The 17,364-nt window shown below is 36.5% G+C and carries 15 protein-coding genes and 1 pseudogene; 9 read left to right on the top strand and 7 right to left on the bottom strand.

Annotated features, from left to right (window positions below; translation table 11 throughout):
• Window positions 1–30 precede the first annotated feature (30 nt).
• From tkt to A6J74_RS28180, 6 genes and pseudogenes are all read left to right on the top strand, one after another.
• Complete coding sequence (tkt, locus tag A6J74_RS28150; RefSeq protein WP_000193006.1) at window positions 31–2,025, top strand: transketolase; 1,995 nt, start codon at window positions 31–33, stop codon at window positions 2,023–2,025.
• 112 nt (window positions 2,026–2,137) lie between these two features.
• Complete coding sequence (gene gnd, locus A6J74_RS28155; protein ID WP_001263675.1) at window positions 2,138–3,031, top strand: phosphogluconate dehydrogenase (NAD(+)-dependent, decarboxylating); 894 nt, start codon at window positions 2,138–2,140, stop codon at window positions 3,029–3,031.
• A 189-nt stretch (window positions 3,032–3,220) separates the two neighbouring features.
• Window positions 3,221–3,889 (top strand): fructose-6-phosphate aldolase, encoded by a 669-nt coding sequence (fsa, locus tag A6J74_RS28165; RefSeq protein ID WP_000667695.1) that lies wholly within the window; start codon window positions 3,221–3,223, stop codon window positions 3,887–3,889.
• A gap of 361 nt (window positions 3,890–4,250) precedes the next feature.
• The gene (gntP, locus tag A6J74_RS28170; protein ID WP_080609747.1) at window positions 4,251–5,576 is read left to right on the top strand and encodes a gluconate permease GntP; all 1,326 of its coding nucleotides are present in this window, start codon (window positions 4,251–4,253) and stop codon (window positions 5,574–5,576) included.
• A 109-nt stretch (window positions 5,577–5,685) separates the two neighbouring features.
• Window positions 5,686–7,226, top strand: a pseudogene (gntK, locus tag A6J74_RS28175) (gluconokinase).
• Window positions 7,227–7,346: 120 nt separating this feature from the next.
• On the top strand, window positions 7,347–8,414 hold the full coding sequence (locus A6J74_RS28180) for a lactonase family protein (protein ID WP_000782234.1): 1,068 nt from the start codon (window positions 7,347–7,349) through the stop codon (window positions 8,412–8,414).
• Window positions 8,415–8,499: 85 nt separating this feature from the next.
• Here A6J74_RS28180 and A6J74_RS28185 read toward each other — a convergent pair whose 3' ends face one another.
• A complete protein-coding gene (locus A6J74_RS28185; protein ID WP_001162784.1) occupies window positions 8,500–8,676 on the bottom strand; it encodes a DUF1272 domain-containing protein in 177 nt (58 codons plus the stop codon).
• A 195-nt stretch (window positions 8,677–8,871) separates the two neighbouring features.
• Between A6J74_RS28185 and A6J74_RS28190 the strand changes: the two genes are divergently transcribed.
• Window positions 8,872–9,693, top strand: coding sequence for a pentapeptide repeat-containing protein (locus A6J74_RS28190; RefSeq protein WP_000181437.1), 822 nt, complete (start codon window positions 8,872–8,874; stop codon window positions 9,691–9,693).
• Window positions 9,694–9,743: 50 nt separating this feature from the next.
• On the opposite strand, the gene A6J74_RS28195 is transcribed toward A6J74_RS28190, so the two are convergent.
• Window positions 9,744–10,628: a DMT family transporter gene (locus tag A6J74_RS28195; protein ID WP_000814754.1), complete on the bottom strand. Its 885-nt coding sequence runs from the start codon at window positions 10,626–10,628 to the stop codon at window positions 9,744–9,746.
• A 348-nt stretch (window positions 10,629–10,976) separates the two neighbouring features.
• Here A6J74_RS28195 and A6J74_RS28200 point away from each other — a divergent pair, with 348 nt between their 5' ends.
• Complete coding sequence (locus A6J74_RS28200) at window positions 10,977–11,765, top strand: glycosyltransferase family 2 protein (protein ID WP_000570312.1); 789 nt, start codon at window positions 10,977–10,979, stop codon at window positions 11,763–11,765.
• On the opposite strand, the gene A6J74_RS28205 is transcribed toward A6J74_RS28200, so the two are convergent.
• The 5 genes from A6J74_RS28205 to A6J74_RS28225 all read right to left on the bottom strand — a co-directional run bounded on the left by A6J74_RS28205 (window position 11,734) and on the right by A6J74_RS28225 (window position 16,543).
• Window positions 11,734–12,657, bottom strand: coding sequence for an NAD-dependent epimerase/dehydratase family protein (locus A6J74_RS28205; protein WP_000723097.1), 924 nt, complete (start codon window positions 12,655–12,657; stop codon window positions 11,734–11,736). The two genes, A6J74_RS28200 and A6J74_RS28205, sit on opposite strands and share 32 nt — an antisense overlap.
• The gene (locus tag A6J74_RS28210) at window positions 12,654–13,877 is read right to left on the bottom strand and encodes a class I SAM-dependent methyltransferase (RefSeq protein ID WP_000435756.1); all 1,224 of its coding nucleotides are present in this window, start codon (window positions 13,875–13,877) and stop codon (window positions 12,654–12,656) included. Before A6J74_RS28210 ends, A6J74_RS28205 begins: the two co-directional genes overlap by 4 nt.
• A gap of 12 nt (window positions 13,878–13,889) precedes the next feature.
• Entirely contained in the window at window positions 13,890–14,945 is a 1,056-nt protein-coding gene (rfbG, locus tag A6J74_RS28215; RefSeq protein WP_000204569.1) for a CDP-glucose 4,6-dehydratase, read from the bottom strand.
• Window position 14,946: 1 nt separating this feature from the next.
• The gene (rfbF, locus tag A6J74_RS28220) at window positions 14,947–15,714 is read right to left on the bottom strand and encodes a glucose-1-phosphate cytidylyltransferase (protein WP_000648794.1); all 768 of its coding nucleotides are present in this window, start codon (window positions 15,712–15,714) and stop codon (window positions 14,947–14,949) included.
• A gap of 115 nt (window positions 15,715–15,829) precedes the next feature.
• Window positions 15,830–16,543 (bottom strand): hypothetical protein, encoded by a 714-nt coding sequence (locus A6J74_RS28225; RefSeq protein WP_000546527.1) that lies wholly within the window; start codon window positions 16,541–16,543, stop codon window positions 15,830–15,832.
• 343 nt (window positions 16,544–16,886) lie between these two features.
• Between A6J74_RS28225 and A6J74_RS28230 the strand changes: the two genes are divergently transcribed.
• Window positions 16,887–17,267: a MerR family transcriptional regulator gene (locus A6J74_RS28230; protein ID WP_002039109.1), complete on the top strand. Its 381-nt coding sequence runs from the start codon at window positions 16,887–16,889 to the stop codon at window positions 17,265–17,267.
• Window positions 17,268–17,364: the final 97 nt, after the last annotated feature.

Raw genomic sequence — 17,364 nt, forward strand, 5'->3', positions numbered from 1 at the left:
TTCATGAAAGCATTTAGGGGGACGATTACTATGACACAAAACATAAATCAATTAGCAGTGAATACAATTCGTACGTTATCAATTGATGCTATTAATGCGGCAAATTCAGGTCATCCAGGTCTTCCGATGGGAGCAGCGCCAATGGCTTATGCATTATGGGCGAATCATTTAAATCATAATCCTAATCATCCAAAATGGTTTAACCGTGATCGATTCGTTTTATCGGCGGGACATGGATCTAGCTTATTATATAGCCTACTTCATTTAGCCGGATATGACGTTTCAATTGATGACTTGAAAAACTTCAGAAAATTAAATAGTGAAACGCCAGGACATCCTGAGTTTGGTCACACTTCAGGAGTTGAAGCAACTACAGGACCGTTAGGGCAAGGGATTGCCAATGCTGTTGGAATGGCAATGGCAGAAGCGCATTTAGCAGCGAAGTTTAATAAGGATGGTCACTCTATTATAGATCACAATACGTATGCTTTAGTTGGAGACGGTGATTTAATGGAGGGTGTCGCTTATGAAGCGATGTCAATGGCAGGGCACATGAAACTTGGCAAGTTAATTGTGCTGTATGATTCAAATGAAATTTCACTTGATGGTGAATTAAACATTGCTTTCTCTGAAGATATGCAGAAAAGGGTAGAATCTGCACATTGGCAATATGTAAGAGTTGAAGATGGAAACGATGTTGATGCGATTACAAAAGCGATTCAATTAGCGAAAGACAATACGGACCAACCTACTCTTATAGAAATTAGAACCATTATAGGTTACGGAAGTCCAAAAGTTGCTGGAACGAACAAAGCACATGGTAACCCGCTTGGATTAGAAGAAGCGACAGCGACAAAACAAGTGTATGGTTGGCATTATGAAGAAGACTTTTTTGTACCTGAAGAAGTAACAGCTCATTTTAATGAACTGAAACAAAAAGGTATTGAAAAAGAACATGGCTGGAATGAGCAGTTCAACTTATACAGAGAGTCAAACCCTGCACTAGCAGATGAATTAGAAAAAGCGATTACAGGTGAAGTTTTAATCGAAGAGAAAGACATTTTATCCTTCGATACTGAAAAAACGATTTCAACTCGTGTTGCAAGTGGGGAAGCTATTAACCATTATGTGAAATCGATTTCTTCTATTTTCGGTGGAAGTGCAGATCTTTCTCATTCTACGATGACAGATATAAAAGGTGAAGCAGTGTATGCAGTAGAATCGTATGCTGGCCGAAATATATACTTCGGTGTACGTGAACATGCAATGGGCGCCGCAGCGAATGGACTGGCACTTCATGGAGGAGTAAAACCTTTCGTTAGTACATTCTTTGTATTTAATGATTACCTTCGTCCATCTATTCGACTGGCTGCATTGCAAAAGTTACCAGTTACTTACGTATTTACGCATGATTCGATCGCTGTAGGAGAAGATGGTCCAACGCATGAACCAGTTGAACATTTAGCAGCTCTTCGGGCAATTCCTGGTTTAACAGTTATCCGCCCGTCAGATGCGAATGAAACAGCGAGTGCATGGGCTTATGCTTTACAGCAAGCGGATGGTCCAGTCGTTTTAGTACTTAGTCGTCAAAATTTACCGGTATTTGAGGAAACGAAAGCGAACATAGAGAATCTTTCTAAAGGAGCTTACGTATTAACGCAAACAAATGAAAATCCGGATGTGATTTTAATTGCGACAGGTTCTGAAGTATCCTTAGCTGCTAGTGCGAAAGCAAAATTAGAAGAGGATCATGTTTCTGTTCGCATCGTTGCAATGCCGAGCTGGGAATTATTCGATCGCCAATCGAAAGAATATAAAGAATCGGTTCTTCCGTCTTCTGTAACGAAACGAGTATCGCTTGAGATGGGTGTATCTCTCGGTTGGGAACGTTATGTAGGACAAGAAGGAAAAGTACTATCAATTGAAACATTTGGAGCTTCAGGAACTGGAGCTGAAGTCATGAATCTATTTGGATTTACGACAGAAAACGTTGTTCAAATTACAAAAAATGTGTTGAATTCTTAAGTTATGACTGTGAATACCTTTCTGTACATACTAATTTATCGGTGCTGAAAGGTATTCCAGATTCTAGTGATATGGATTTTTAATAAAAGATGATTTGAGGAGGAATTATATTATGCGAGTAGGATTAATTGGTTTAGGTAAAATGGGATTAAATTTAGGGAAAAATTTAATGGATCATAAACATGAAGTAGTAGCATTTGATTTAAATACGAGCGCAGTGGAAGAAATGAAAGAGTACGGGGCTACAGGTGTATCTAGTTTAAGTGATCTTGTTCAGTCATTACAATCACCAAGAATTCTTTGGGTTATGGTGCCACACGCTGTTGTTGATTCTGTTATTGATGAGGTTACGCCATTGCTTTCAAAAGGAGATATTTTAATTGAAGCTGGTAATTCACATTATAAAGAGTCTATTCGCCGATATGAGCAACTAAAGAAAGATGGCATTCACTTTATGGATGCAGGAACTTCTGGCGGAATGGAAGGCGCTCGTAATGGTGCTTGTTACATGATCGGAGGAGATCCAGAAGCTTGGGACATCGTTGAACCTATCTTCCGGGATACAGCTGTAGAAAATGGATTCTTATATGCCGGAAAAGCTGGTAGTGGTCACTTCTTAAAAATGGTTCACAACGGAATTGAATACGGTATGATGGCTGCTATTGGTGAAGGATTTGAGATTCTAGAGAAAAGTGAATTTGACTACGATTATGAAAAAGTATCAAGAGTATGGAATAACGGTTCAGTCATTCGCTCTTGGTTAATGGAATTAACTGAAAATGCATTTTCTAAAGATGCGAAACTAGATGAAATTAAGGGAGTAATGCATTCTTCTGGTGAAGGAAAATGGACAGTAGAAACAGCATTAGACCTTCAAACAGCAACTCCTGTTATCGCAATGTCTCTATTAATGCGCTACCGCTCATTAGACAATGATACATTTACAGGAAAAGTTGTAGCAGCTCTGCGTAATGAATTTGGCGGACATGCAGTAGAAAAGAAATAAAGTGAAACTTTAATTAGTGGGGGTTCTTCATCCTCCACATTAGCCTTTACCAATCGGGCTTTTACGGGAAGCACGCCCCCCAACTTAACTTCTTTGCTTCGCTGAATGTTGAGGTGGGGTCTTACTGCCCGGCAAATAGCGGGATAAACATGTAACTCATCAACGTTTAAAAACTGGAGGGAATTGATCATGAAATTTTTTATTGATACTGCAAATCTTGAGGACATAAAAAAAGCATATAAACTTGGAGTTTTAGCTGGTGTTACAACGAATCCTTCTTTAGTAGCAAAAGAGGGTGTTAAGTTTGAAGACCGTATCGCAGAAATTTGTCAGACAGTACCTAAAGTTGAGTCTGTTTCGGCAGAAGTAACGCCAGATGCTGTTACAGCTGAAGAAATGATTGCTCAAGCAGAAGAATTAATTAAAATTAACGGTGGCGATAAAAACGTCACGATAAAACTTCCAATGACGCTAGCAGGATTAGAAGCTTGTCGCTATCTTACTGAAAAAGGTGTGAAAACGAACGTTACACTTATCTTCACGGTGAACCAAGCACTTTTAGCTGCTCGAGCAGGTGCAACGTACGTTTCTCCATTTTTAGGACGTTTAGATGATATTTCTGAAGATGGTGTGCTCTTAGTTGCGAAAATTGCTGAGCTATTCGATATTCATCAATTAGATACACAAATTATTGCAGCTTCTGTCAGACACCCAGATCATGTAACTCGTGTAGCGATGGCAGGTGCTCACATTGCTACAATCCCTTATAAAGTAATTGAACAACTTGCTATGCATCCATTAACAGATCAAGGTATGGAAAAGTTTGCTGCAGATTGGGCGAAAGCGCCTAAATTATAATATATGAAAGTGGAGGAGACTTTCCGAAAATTACTTTTCATGAGAGGACAGATTCCTAGGTAACTTCATCGTTTAACTTTTTGGAGTCTTACTACGTGAATACAGCAAGAGAAGAAAGCGTCATGCACTTTAAAAAAAGGACAAATTGCTCGCACGAAGCGTTTATCATAATAACATTATAATTATTAAAGAGAAATCCCCTTATTAGAGAGAGTAGTTAACGTGTATCTCTGATAAGGGAGATTCTTTTTATATAAATCATTATTATGTGAAAATATCTCTTACTCAAGAAAGAACTATATAAGTTCTCTTAATTGTATAGTAATTTTGAAAGGGTTTACATAAAAGGGTGGAACTGAGTATGAATATGTACCTTTTAATGATTACATTATTATCAATTGTAATTGTTATTTTAGGAGTATCGTGGTGGAGATGGCATGCGTTTATTAGTTTAACGATTGCAAGTTTGTTTTTAGCAATTATGTCTGGAATGCCAATGGATAAAATAGTGAGCGCTTATGAAACGGGAGTCGGAAGTGTTCTCGGGTATTTAGTAGGTATTTTAGTATTAGGTACAATTCTAGGGAAAATGATGGCAGAGTCAGGTGCTGGAATGCAGGTGGCAGAGTTCTTTATTAAATCCTTTGGAATAAAAAACTTACCATGGGCGATGTTAATTGCAGGTTTTATTATTGGAATTCCGGTGTTTTTTGAAGTAGGCATTTTAATATTATTGCCGTTAGTAATTTCTATTCATAAAACAACGAGACAAAATATTTTATTGATAGCATTACCAGCAATTGCTGGGTTATCTGTCGTACACGGCCTTGTTCCTCCGCATCCAGGGGCAATCGTTGCAATTGGTATTTATAAAGCGAACCTTGGGAAGGTACTTCTTTATTCACTCATTATTACATTTTTTGCAGCGATTATTGCAGGTCCTATATTCGCTAAATGGATTCACAAACGTGTGATTCCTGAAAATGAACCAGAATTGATACGTGTAAATACAAAATCAACGAAATTACCAGGAATAGGAGTTTCATTTTTAGTTATATTGTTACCCGTTATGTTAATGGTGTTAGCAGCAGCAGCTCCTTATGTTCCGCTTTCTAATACTCTAATGAAGATTGTCACATTAATCGGTAGTCCTATCATTGCGCTTTTGATTGCATGTTTTGCAGCTTTCTATTTTCTTGGATTTCGTCAAGGTATCGATAAAAAGGCTATTAAGAAGGTAACAGAAGATAGCTTATTACCAATCGGTTCTATTGTTGCGATTATTGGTGCTGGCGGCGGATTTAAGCAAATTCTTATCGATAGTGGCGTAGGGAATGCTATTGCTCAAATGTCTGAACATTTAGCTCTATCTCCAATTGTATTAGCATTTATAGTAGCTGGATTAATTCGAATTGCGACAGGGTCAGCGACAGTCGCCTTAACAACAGCAGCGGGCATAGTCTCGCCAATCGTTGAAAATACGACAGGTGTAAATTTAGAGTTACTCGTCATTGCAACAGGTGCAGGAGCACTCATGTTTTCACACGTAAACGATGCTGGGTTCTGGATGGTAAAAGAATACCTAGGTTTAACAGTGAAAGAAACATTTAAAACATGGACGGTATTAGAAACGTTACTTTCATTTATCGCTTTTGGAGGCGTTTTACTACTCGATATGTTTGTTTAAAATAAAGATGTTTCTATTTAGATAATTGTGGCATACAACGTTATCAGTAGATAAAAGGAATGTATTTTTATGGTGGGATACTGTCGCAATTTTTTGTTAGGAGGAAGAAATGGTGAGCTCAAAATATATGATTGGTGTAGACATTGGGACAACTAGTACAAAATCAGTTCTATTTTCTACTGATGGATCTGTTATTGCAAGTCATGGAATTGAATATCCTTTATATTCTCCTACGCCTGAAATAGCAGAACAAGACCCAGAAGAAATTTTTCATGCAGTAATAAATACGATTAAAGAAACTGTACGATCAAGTAGTGTACAGCCAAATGATATTCTTTGTGTCTCTTTTAGTTCGGCAATGCATAGTATCATTGCTGTAGATGAGAAGGGAAAACCGTTAACGAGATGTATCACTTGGGCAGATAATAGAAGTGCAAGCTGGGCAGAGAAAATAAAGAGTGATATGAATGGTCATGAAATTTATTTGCGTACTGGAACACCAATTCATCCGATGTCACCACTTTCGAAATTAGTTTGGTTACAGAATGAGCAGGCAGAATTGTTTGCAAAAAGTTATAAATTCATTTCTATTAAAGAATATGTGTTTTATAAGTTATATAAAGAATATGTAATTGATTATTCTATAGCATCAGCAACAGGAATGTTCAATTTGAAATCTTTAAAATGGGATGAGGAAGCTCTTCGTGTTGCAGGGATTTCAGATGAAAAGCTTTCTAAACTTGTTCCAACGACGCACAGCTTAATAGGATTAGATGAAGAACTTGCAAAAGAGATGAATGTACTTGTTTCTACGCCCTTTGTAGTAGGAGCGAGTGATGGAGTGCTATCGAATTTAGGCGTAAATGCAATAGATCCTGGGGTTGTGGCTGTTACAATTGGTACAAGCGGTGCGATACGTGCTGTAACAAATTGTCCTGTGACAGATCCAAAAGGTAGAATTTTTGTTATGCCTTAACTGAAGACCATTGGGTAATCGGTGGACCAGTTAATAACGGTGGTATGATTTTTAGGTGGGCTCGTGACCAATTAGGCACTTCAGAGATTGAACTTGCGAAGCGTTTAGGGAAAGATCCATATGAAGTGCTTACTGAAATAGCAGCAAAAGTAAATCCTGGATCTGACGGTTTATTATTTCATCCGTATTTAGCAGGGGAAAGAGCTCCTTTATGGAATGCGAATGCGCGAGGATCTTTTTTTGGACTCGGATTACATCATAAGAAAGAACATCTTATTCGTGCTGTATTAGAAGGAGTAATTTATAACTTATATACCGTTCTTCTCGCTTTAAAAGAGCTAATTGGCGAACCGAAAAAAATTCAAGCAACAGGCGGTTTTGCAAGGTCAGAACTTTGGAGACAGATGATGGCGGATATTTTTCATCAAGACGTATATGTTCCTGAAAGTTTTGAAAGCTCTTGCTTAGGAGCTGCAATCCTCGGTTTATATAGTTTAGGTGAAGTAGATACGTTACATGTAGTTTCTGAAATGGTAGGTGCGAATTTCCACCATGAACCAAACATTGAAAGTGTGGAAAAATATAAAGATTTAACACCAATCTATATTCGTCTGTCCCGTCACTTGGAAGAAGAATATGAAAGTATAGCAGCGTATCAAAAAAAGTGGGTTTAAAAGCTATTTACTAAGAAAATATGGTAACGTATAAAGAGATACTCCGATTTTTTAGGATACTCTTTCAACATAAAATATTTTAAGAAGTATGATGAACGAAAAATATAGGGAGAGAGGGTTATGAAAATGAAGGATAACAAAGAGTTTATTGGATATGTTGGAACTTATACGAAAGAAAATAGTGAGGGAATATATAAGTTTACTTTAGACACAGAAGCAAAAAAAATTAGTAATGTAACACTTGCGGCTAAGCTGGATAACCCTACATATGTAACGATTAACCGAAATAATGAATATCTCTATTCCGTTGTTAAGGAAGGAGAATCTGGTGGTGTAGCTGCTTATTCAATTGATAGTAAAACTGGAGAGTTAAAGGCAGAAAACAGACAAGTAGTAGAAGGGGCTTCTCCTTGTCATGTGAGCGTTGATAGTGGGAATCATACGGTAGTTACAGCAAATTACCATAAAGGAACGATTGAGTCTTTTGAAATAAATGAAGAAAATGGAACTGTAAATCCTGCTTCATCTATTATGGCGCATGAAGGTTCAGGTCCGAATAAAGAAAGACAAGAAAAACCACATGCACATTACGCGGGATATACTCCTGATGAAAAATATGTAGTGGGCGTTGATTTAGGGATAGATAAAATAATTACGTATGAAATAAAAGGTAGTGCATTAACAGAAGTGAATAGCTTATCTGTAAATCCAGGAAGTGGGCCGAGACATATTACTTTTCATCCGAATGGAAAGTATGCGTATGTGATGACTGAGCTGAGTTCAGAGGTTATCGTATTAACATATAATACGGAAGAAGGGACCTTTACAGAATTACAGTATATTTCTACTATTCCAGCAGAGTTTGATGAAAATAGTCAAGGAAGTGCGATTCATATTTCTTCTGACGGCAGCTTTGTATATGCAGGTAATCGTGGTCATAATAGTATTGCTGTTTTCAGTGTGGATCAAAATTCAGGTGAGCTTACATTTGTTGAACATACATCTACAGAAGGAAATTGGCCAAGAGACTTTGTATTAGATCCTACTGAAAAGTTCCTTGTTGCTACAAATGAAAAGTCGCATAATCTTGTGTTATTTTCAAGAAATGAATCTACAGGAAAGTTAACTCTTTTACAATCTGATGCTGTTGTGCCAGAGCCTGTTTGTGTTAAATTTTTAAATGTTTAAGTTATGTTCGATATATTTGAAAAATCGCTGATATAATTTTATATATCAAGAAAATAAAAAAAGCAAAGCTATATCGCTTTGCTTTTTACTGTTTCTTTTTCGGTCTACGTACTAACTCGCCGCCGCAATTTGGACAAACGTTATGTCTTTCTTCTGTACATGGTGCACAAAACGTACATTCATACACGCAAATGTAAGCTTCAGAATCTTGCTCCAGCAATTGATCACAAATTTGACAGTTTGTTTTCATTTCTAGTGCCATAGTAATTCTCCTTTTTGTTTGAAAATTTATAATTTAATTATAATTCATTAGATAGAATTAGTCTTTTTCAATTGAAAGGAAATCGAATGATAAAGTTGTGATTTGAAATGAAAGATGCCAATTTATTTTAAAATTGATTATTTTGTGCAGTTGGAATATTATGAAATAGTCAAAAGACAACAGGGGGTATACATTTTGACTAATCATAACGATCATTTAAAAGCAAACTGCGAAAAATGCTTCGGTCTATGTTGCGTGGCGTTACCGTTCGCAGCATCGGTAGATTTTGCAGTGAATAAAGATGGTGGTAAACCATGTTCCAATTTACAATCAGATTTTAAATGTAGTATACATAAAAATCTTAGAGGAAAAGGTTATAAAGGTTGTACAGTATTTGAATGTTTCGGTGCTGGGCAGAAGATTTCTCAAGTTATCTTTAAAGGGATTGATTGGCGGAAAGATGCTAAGCATGCGAGAAAAATGTATGATGCTTTTCCGGTTATGCATCAGCTCCATGAAATGCTTTGGTATTTGAATGAGGCGATTCTATTAAAGGCGACGCAGCCAATTCATAAAGAACTAAGTAAAGCGATTGAAGAGACAGAGCGACTTTCGAATTTAAATGCGGACGAGTTAATGAAAGTAAATATTCCATTACACCGTGCAGAAGTAAATGTTTTACTTTTAGAAACGAGTGAGCTAGTTTGGAAGGAAATGAATGCGACGCGTAAGAAACGAATCATTCACCGCGGAGCAGATCTTATGGGAGCAAACCTGAAAAAGAAAAATTTACAAGGCGCGAATTTAAGGGGTGCTTATTTAATTGCAGCGAACTTAAATGGTGCAGACTTAAGAGGAGCAGATCTCATCGGAGCAGATTTAAGAGATGCAGATATTCGCGGTGCAGACTTTACAAATAGTATTTTTCTTACGCAAGTTCAAATTAATGCGGCGAAAGGGGATAAACATACGAAATTGCCGGAATTGTTATCCCGTCCCGCGCATTGGAGTGCGTAAACAGTGAGTTTATACGAACAGGCAGAGACTAAGAATCTCTGCCTGTTTTTTTATTTCTTTTCAAAAGTAGTAATTAAAACGCTACATATAATAAGAATACCACCAATAAAAAAGTTACTATTTAATGTCTCATTTAATAAGAGCCAGCCAAGTAATGATCCGACGATAGGTTGGAAGAAGAAAAATAAGGAACCGATGCTTGCATCCATTAGTTCTAATCCTTTATTCCAAAGGAAAAAGGCACCTGCCGTTGATATGACTCCTAAATATAATACGCCTAGTATTACGTACGTATTTACGGTTCCGATAGAGGCTACTTGTAGTTCCCATATCATAAAAGGTGTAATAAAAAAGAGTGAAAAGAATATGGCGTACGTTGTAATAACTAAAGATGAAAACCGAGCTGAAGCAATTTTTACATAAATGGATAGTAAAGCCCACGTAATAGCGGCTCCCACTAATATGATGGTACCGATAAAATAGGAGCCAATTTCAATATCCCATCCGATTACGATAATGACACCGATTGTCGCTATTATAGTAGATAAAAGTCTACGAGCGGTTAGCTTTTCTTTTAAAATAATTGCTGCAAATATAACCATAAATGCAGGTGTTGCGGATGTTACTAAAGAGCCTGTATGGGCGTCGGATAATTTTGTTCCGATGAATTGACATGTGATTGAAATGAAATATCCGATAAATCCAATCCAAGCGAATAATAGCCAATCTTTTTTGCGAATGGTTACTTTTTTCTTTTGTTTTTTCTCTGCTATTTTCAAAATGCCATACAAAACAACAAAAGCGATAATAAAGCGTAGCCAAACGAGTGTAAGCGGTGGGATATAATCGAGTACGTATTTGCTAACAACATACATACCGCCCCATATACTTGCTGCTAGTGATAAGCATATAGCTCCTAAAATTGTTTGTTTCATTTGAAGTACCTCCGTCTATTTTTAGGGTATTATGAGTTCCCTAAGACGAGGCAAAGTGTATGTGTTAAATGAATGCCCGTCTTAGTTTATAGACGGCCTACAGGTTGATCGTTTTCGAATGAAGTGTTGTAGTACATGAGTGCATTCCTCCTTCATATTTTATAATGATATTATAACTTAATTTTCAGTTTATTTGGATGTTTATTGTTGTACGGAGTGGAATCTTTAGAGAATGGAAACGGTGGTTGTCTAAGAAAGCATAGTATATGGTAGAAAAACATATTTTTAAAATAAAAGAAACCAATTACATAACTGGTAAGTATATTAAGAGTAGTATGAAAAAATAGATTGATAGAGAAAGAGGAGGAGATTTACATTACTACAACCGTTATCTCTCATTTTTATAATGAAGAGTATTTATTACCATGGTGGCTTATTCATCATACGAAACTGTTTGATCATGGCATTTTAATTAATAAAGGTTCTACAGATCGTTCAGTCGAAATTTGTAAGAAGTTCGCACCGCATTGGGAAGTACGAGATTCTGTAAATCCAGAGTTTGATGCATTTGCGACAGATCATGAAGTGATGAGGGTAGAACAAGAAGTAAAAGGATGGAAAATGATTTTAAATACGACTGAGTTTCTTTGTGTGCAAGATAAAAATCAGTTTTGGAAATCGCTAAATGAATTGGGAGGGAGGATGTATTGGCTGGAAGGGCTTATTATGGTTGATGATCCTAACTATAATTATCCGGACCTTAACTTTGGAATCCCTTTAATGAAACAGCGATTTCACGGTTATTTACCAGAAGATTGGCCGTTATGGAGAAGAGGTAGATTTATTCATAATCATGAACACGGAAGTTATACGGTTGGAAGACATTTATCAGCGCATGAATCTATGATCTATCCGCCTCTTGCTTGTATATTATGGTTTGGGTTTAGTCCGTGGAACGATGCGATGAGAAAGAGAAAGTTACAAATTGGTCCGACGCTTTCTGAAGCTAGTAAGCATGGAGGAATGGGTACGCACCATATTATTACGCCGGAAAAATTAGAAGAATGGTATAAGGATTTAGCGAGAGGAGCGCAAGATTTACGTTTTAGTGCTGCATATTGGTATGTTTTTGTATAGATGATTCCCACCATAAAATTGTTTCTTCAATTCCTGTATTTAAATCGTATGTTGGTTTCCAGTTTACTTCAGTTGTTAAACGTTCCACATTCACGCCGACGAATAAAGGTTCATCTTTAGGAAAAGGGATAGCGCCTAGTTTAATTAAATTTTCTTTTCCTATTTTTTTAGCAATGATAGAAGCTAATTCTTTAATTTGTACAGAGTGACCAGAAGCGATATTGATTGTGCCTGTAACGTTGCAGTTTAATAATGTGACAAGAGCATTAGCGACGTCACCCACATGGAGGAAATCTCTTGATTGTTTTCCATGTGTACATAGAGCTTCCTCGTTTTTTAATAAAGAAGTGATAATGTTAGAAATGAGTCGATTGCCGTGCTCATGAGGGCCATACATATGAAAAATTCGTCCCCAACATACGCTGAGGCTGGTTTGTTGTGCATACGACTGTAACCAGGAGTGTAGTGCATTTTTACATAATGAATACGGGGTTTTATAGGAAAGGAGCGGAGAATCTTCAAATAGAATACCGTTAAACCACTCGTACTCTGCGCCAGTACCTGCTACAACGATACGTTTTCCACCGCATGCTGTAAAGTGTTGAATCAATGAGATACTGGACTTTAGCCAATAGAAATTATTAATGGATACGTAGCATGCAGGAGGAACCGCTTCCCAAGCTAAATGAATGAGGTCGCTAGGCTTAATGTCTGAAATAAATTGTTTTACTTCGTCATCACAAAGCAAGTTTACTTTATGCCAATGGCAGGAAAGGTGAGACGGTTTATTTCTATTGTATGTGGCGTGAACTTCATACCCTTTTTGTATAAGGGAATGTACAACATATTTACCTATCCATCCACTACCACCTGTTACAAGGATCTTCTTCATGGTTCAATCACCTCAACTTCTGGAACAGTTACTAAAAATTTGCCACCCCATTCACGAATGAAAGAGCATTCCTTCATAATTTCGTCTTTCAAATTCCAAGGAAGTATGAGAATGTAATCTGGTTTTGTACGTTTAATTTCTTCTGGAGACTTTATTGGAATACGAGTTCCTGGTAAAAGGAGATTTTGTTTGTGAGGATTTTTATCTACTGTATATGCTAGAAATTCTTTACCTATCCCGCAATAATTCAAAAGGGTGTTTCCTTTAGCTGGAGCGCCGTAGCCGATAATTTGTTTGTTTAAAGCTTTCGCTTCAATAAAAAACTTTAAAATATTTATTTTCAATTGTTCCACTCGTTTAGAAAAAAGGAGATAGCAATCTAATGTATCTAGCCCGTGATCTATTTCTTTTTGGATTAAATTTGTAACATTGGAATGGATAGTTGATTGGGCGCTTAGATGTTTTATGAAAATACGCAATGAACCACCGTGAGTTGAAAGTTCTTCTACATCAACAATTTGTAAATGATGATGAGCTAAAATTTTTTGAAGGCTTATAAGTGAGAAGTAGGAAAAGTGCTCATGATAGATAGTATCGAACTGCTTACAAGATATAAGGTTTAATAGGTGGGGGAATTCAATTGTTATCGTACCATCTCGTTTTAATAATGTTTTTAGGCCAGCGACAAAATCATGCAAGTTCGGAACGTGTGCTAATACGTTATTTGCAATGATTAAATCCGCTTGTGGAAGATTGTTTGCTAAGTCGTTACTGAAAAAATTCACTTCAGTAGGAATTCCTTTTTGAATTGCGATTTCTGCTACATTTTTTGCTGGCTCAATTCCTAACGTATTGATGTTTTCTTTAAGAAAGTATTGCAATAAATACCCATCGTTACTTGCGATTTCAATTACCTGCGAATTTTTCGTTAAATGGAATCGCTCAATTGCCATTTCTACGTATTGTTTGGCATGCTGTAGCCAACTTGAGGAATAAGAACTGAAGTATAAATAATCATGGAAAATATTATTAGGTGATTCAAATTCATCTAATTGCACAAGTAAACAAGAATTACAAACAAATGTGTGCAGCGGATAAAAAGGTTCCATTTTATATGAGTTTTTTGGAGCTATGAATGAGTTGGCGAGAGGGGAGACGCCTAAATCTAAAAACGAATTTGTTAGTAATGAGTGGCAAAAACGGCATTTTTTCTGTTCCATTTTATAGCCCCCTTATAAATTTTTGAATGCTTCGATTTGTTGTCGTGTGAACGATTCTATATTTTCACCGGATGCATGTTTTTCGTACCATTCAACGGTCCAAGCGATAGCAGTTTCTGTTGATAGCTTAGGAGTCCAGCCTAGTTTATTTACTGCTTTTGTACTATCGAGTGTTAAAATAGGTGATTCATAAGGAGTATTTATAGTGGGAGAAAGTATTGTTAATGGTTTATTCCATAATTTTATTACAGATTGAATGACATCATGGACGGTTCTGTTAGCCTCGTTAATTGGTCCGAAATTCCATGCTTCTGCATACTCTTTATGCTTCCAAAGTTTCTCAGCTAAAAGGATATATCCATGTAAAGGATCCAAAACATGTTGCCACGGTCGGATAGCATTTTTGTTTCGAATACTTAAAGGATGGTCTTGTAAATATGCACGAATGATATCTGGGAATAAGCGATTTTCTGCCCAATCACCACCACCGATGACATTGCCTGCCCTTACTGAGGCGAGTGAAAGGGTGTTCGTGTGAAAAAAAGATTTTTGATACGATGTTGCAACTAATTCAGCACAAGCTTTACTAGCACTGTATGGATCATAGCCCCCTAAACGGTCGGATTCTACAAATGCTTGATTACCGCTCCCATCATTCTCATAACATTTATCGCTTGTCACATTAATAATGAGACGTACGCTTTCGACGTACTTTGCTACTTCTAGTACGTGAACAGTACCTAAAACATTCGTTTTAAATGTTTCAATAGGATCTTTGTATGAAGTGGTGACGATTGGTTGAGCTGCTAAATGAAATATAATGTCGGGTTTATGTTGCCCAATGGCATGTAATAAAGAATTGTAATCTGTAATATCTCCTTTCATTGTTGTGCACTCTTTCGCTACGTTACATTGTTCAAAAAGGTTAGGGATGGATGGAGGATGAGAAGAATAGCCGATTACTTCTGCGCCTAAAGAAGTTAAAAAAAGGGTGAGCCATGAGCCTTTAAAGCCAGTATGTCCTGTAATAAATACTTTTTTCTTATTCCAAAAAGATGATGAAGTCATATTACCAGACCTTCCATGGAGCGTTATTATTTTCCCATAGCTCGACTAATTTATTCTTATCACGTAATGTATCCATTGGATGCCAAAAACCAGTATGTTGAAATGCTGCCAGTTCATTTTTGTTGACTAACTGAACTAAAGTTTCGGTTTCAAAAACAGACTTATCTCCACTAATGTAATTGAAAATATCATGATTTAAAACAAAAAACCCACCGTTAACCCATCCACCATCACCTAGTGGTTTCTCTTGAAAAGATGTTACAGACTGTTTATCTAATATGAGAGAACCAAATCTACCAGGAGGTTGTACGGCAGTAACAGTAGCCATTTTTCCATGTTTTTTATGAAATGCAATCAGTTCTTTTATATTTACATTACTTAATCCATCGCCATAAGTGAGGCAGAAAGGTTCATCTCCGACATAGTTTTGAATCTTTTTCACTCGTCCACCCGTTTCGGTATTAAGACCAGTATCGATTAATGTAACTTTCCATGGTTCTACACGATGAGAGTGGCTAGTAATTGTGTTATCGCTTAAATGTATTGTGAAATCGGACATGTGTAAGTTGTAATTTAGAAAGAACTCTTTAATTGCATATCCTTTATAGCCTAAGCAAATAATAAACTCAGTAATCCCGTAATGACTATACAAACTCATAATGTGCCATAGAATAGGTTTCGTTCCAATTTCAATCATAGGTTTTGGTTTTAAATGTGTTTCTTCCCCAATTCTTGTACCGTACCCACCAGCAAGAATAACAGCTTTCATTTTTTCCTCCTAAAATAAAAATTTATTATATATACAGTATTCATATTTTATGCAAATGAGATTGTTTTTGATTAAACGGATGAAATTGTGTGAGGTGATGGCAAGGCAGAAAACATTAAGGTTTGAACTTTGGAAATAATTCTTGATATTCAGGATTATTACGGAGGTCTTGTGTTACGTTACTAAGTTCTAAAAAACGGGTTTCCAATTCTTCAGGAGATTGACCGTAATGTGTTTGAAGTCCCATTTGAATACCCATTTTTGAAAGGGTAGGTGTAATTTGTAATTTTCTTGCCTTGGACTGTTCATTCCAAGGGCTAAAATAAAATTTTAAAATAAATGAAGGGTAGTCATAAACTATATTCCCGTGCCGTGAATAATGTCTACCAGGTAAATATGCACCATCTAGATGATTATGAATAAATCTCCAAGCACACCCGAGTTTTGGGTTATAAGGGAAGACACCGTGGTATCGTTGTTCTACTAATGGGATAGAATATCTTGGCTTTGAATAATTGTAAATATGACTATCTATCATTAAAATCATTCTAATCGCATACATGTTTTGTCCTAGTGTATGAAGAGATGAGAAAAACTCTTCTTTATTATTACAACAAAAGAACTCTGTAGTATTTAAAACGATTTTCCAACCTGAAACTTCTCTTTCAATTTCCATCACTTCAATATCAGTATTAGTTGGATCAAACTCAAGAAATCTGGAGTCTCGCACTTCCCAGTGGGGTGCGAGTAGTTTATAAATCTCTACGGAACGATCAGTAGAACCTCTATTAATTAAAATACCGTGATCGAATATTTTTGTGTGATGCATAAGCCACCATGGGAGTAAATACTCTTCGTTATAAAAATGAGAAATGATAGTCCTTTTTATGTCAATCTCCTCCTATACAGGCAATCGTTATTACTAGGATATGCTTTTAAATAAGAAAGGTTAAAAGGTGTGGGCTATATATTGATTAGGTAATAGTTTAGTAATTTTATTGTATAGCCGTAAATTACGGGTGTAATAGTAGGTTGATCTTGTAAGTTTGTATAAATTGTGAACAACAAACCATCACGTTTGACTGTACAGTTTATGTGTTGTATGATGGTAGTAATATAAACAAGGGGGGAAGATCGTTGGGAAGGTGTATCGAATCGGACAGTTGGCTCTCATGGCTCACGTGTCGAAACGAACGATTGATTATTATACGAATCTAGGTATCTTGAAAGCGGAGCGATCTCAATCTAATTATCGCTATTACGACGAAACAGCATTTGAGACATTACAATTTATTGAGAAGTGCAAAGAAATGCATATGCCGCTTTGTGAGATTAAAGAGAAAATCGAGGAGAACAAGAAGCTGCTCGGTATCAATGAACACGTTTCGAAACAAGTGAATGAAGTGACAGACCATATTCATCGATTAGAAGCAGAGTTAACAGAGTTAAAGCCGCTTTTAGATGGATTGACTGATTCACAACGTGAAAAAATATCGAAATCTTTATCATGTCAAACGACAGCTTTAATACAGACACTTGCTCTATTATTATAGAATAAGTGAAATCCGACCTCTTTAATTTTTGTATCGGGCTATGTTTTCTAACGAACAAATAAGAAAACATTATAGTATACAGGAGGTGGACACCTTA

The sequence above is a fragment of the Bacillus sp. FDAARGOS_235 genome, assembly GCF_002073415.2.
Taxonomy (GTDB): Bacteria; Bacillota; Bacilli; order Bacillales; family Bacillaceae_G; genus Bacillus_A; species Bacillus_A toyonensis.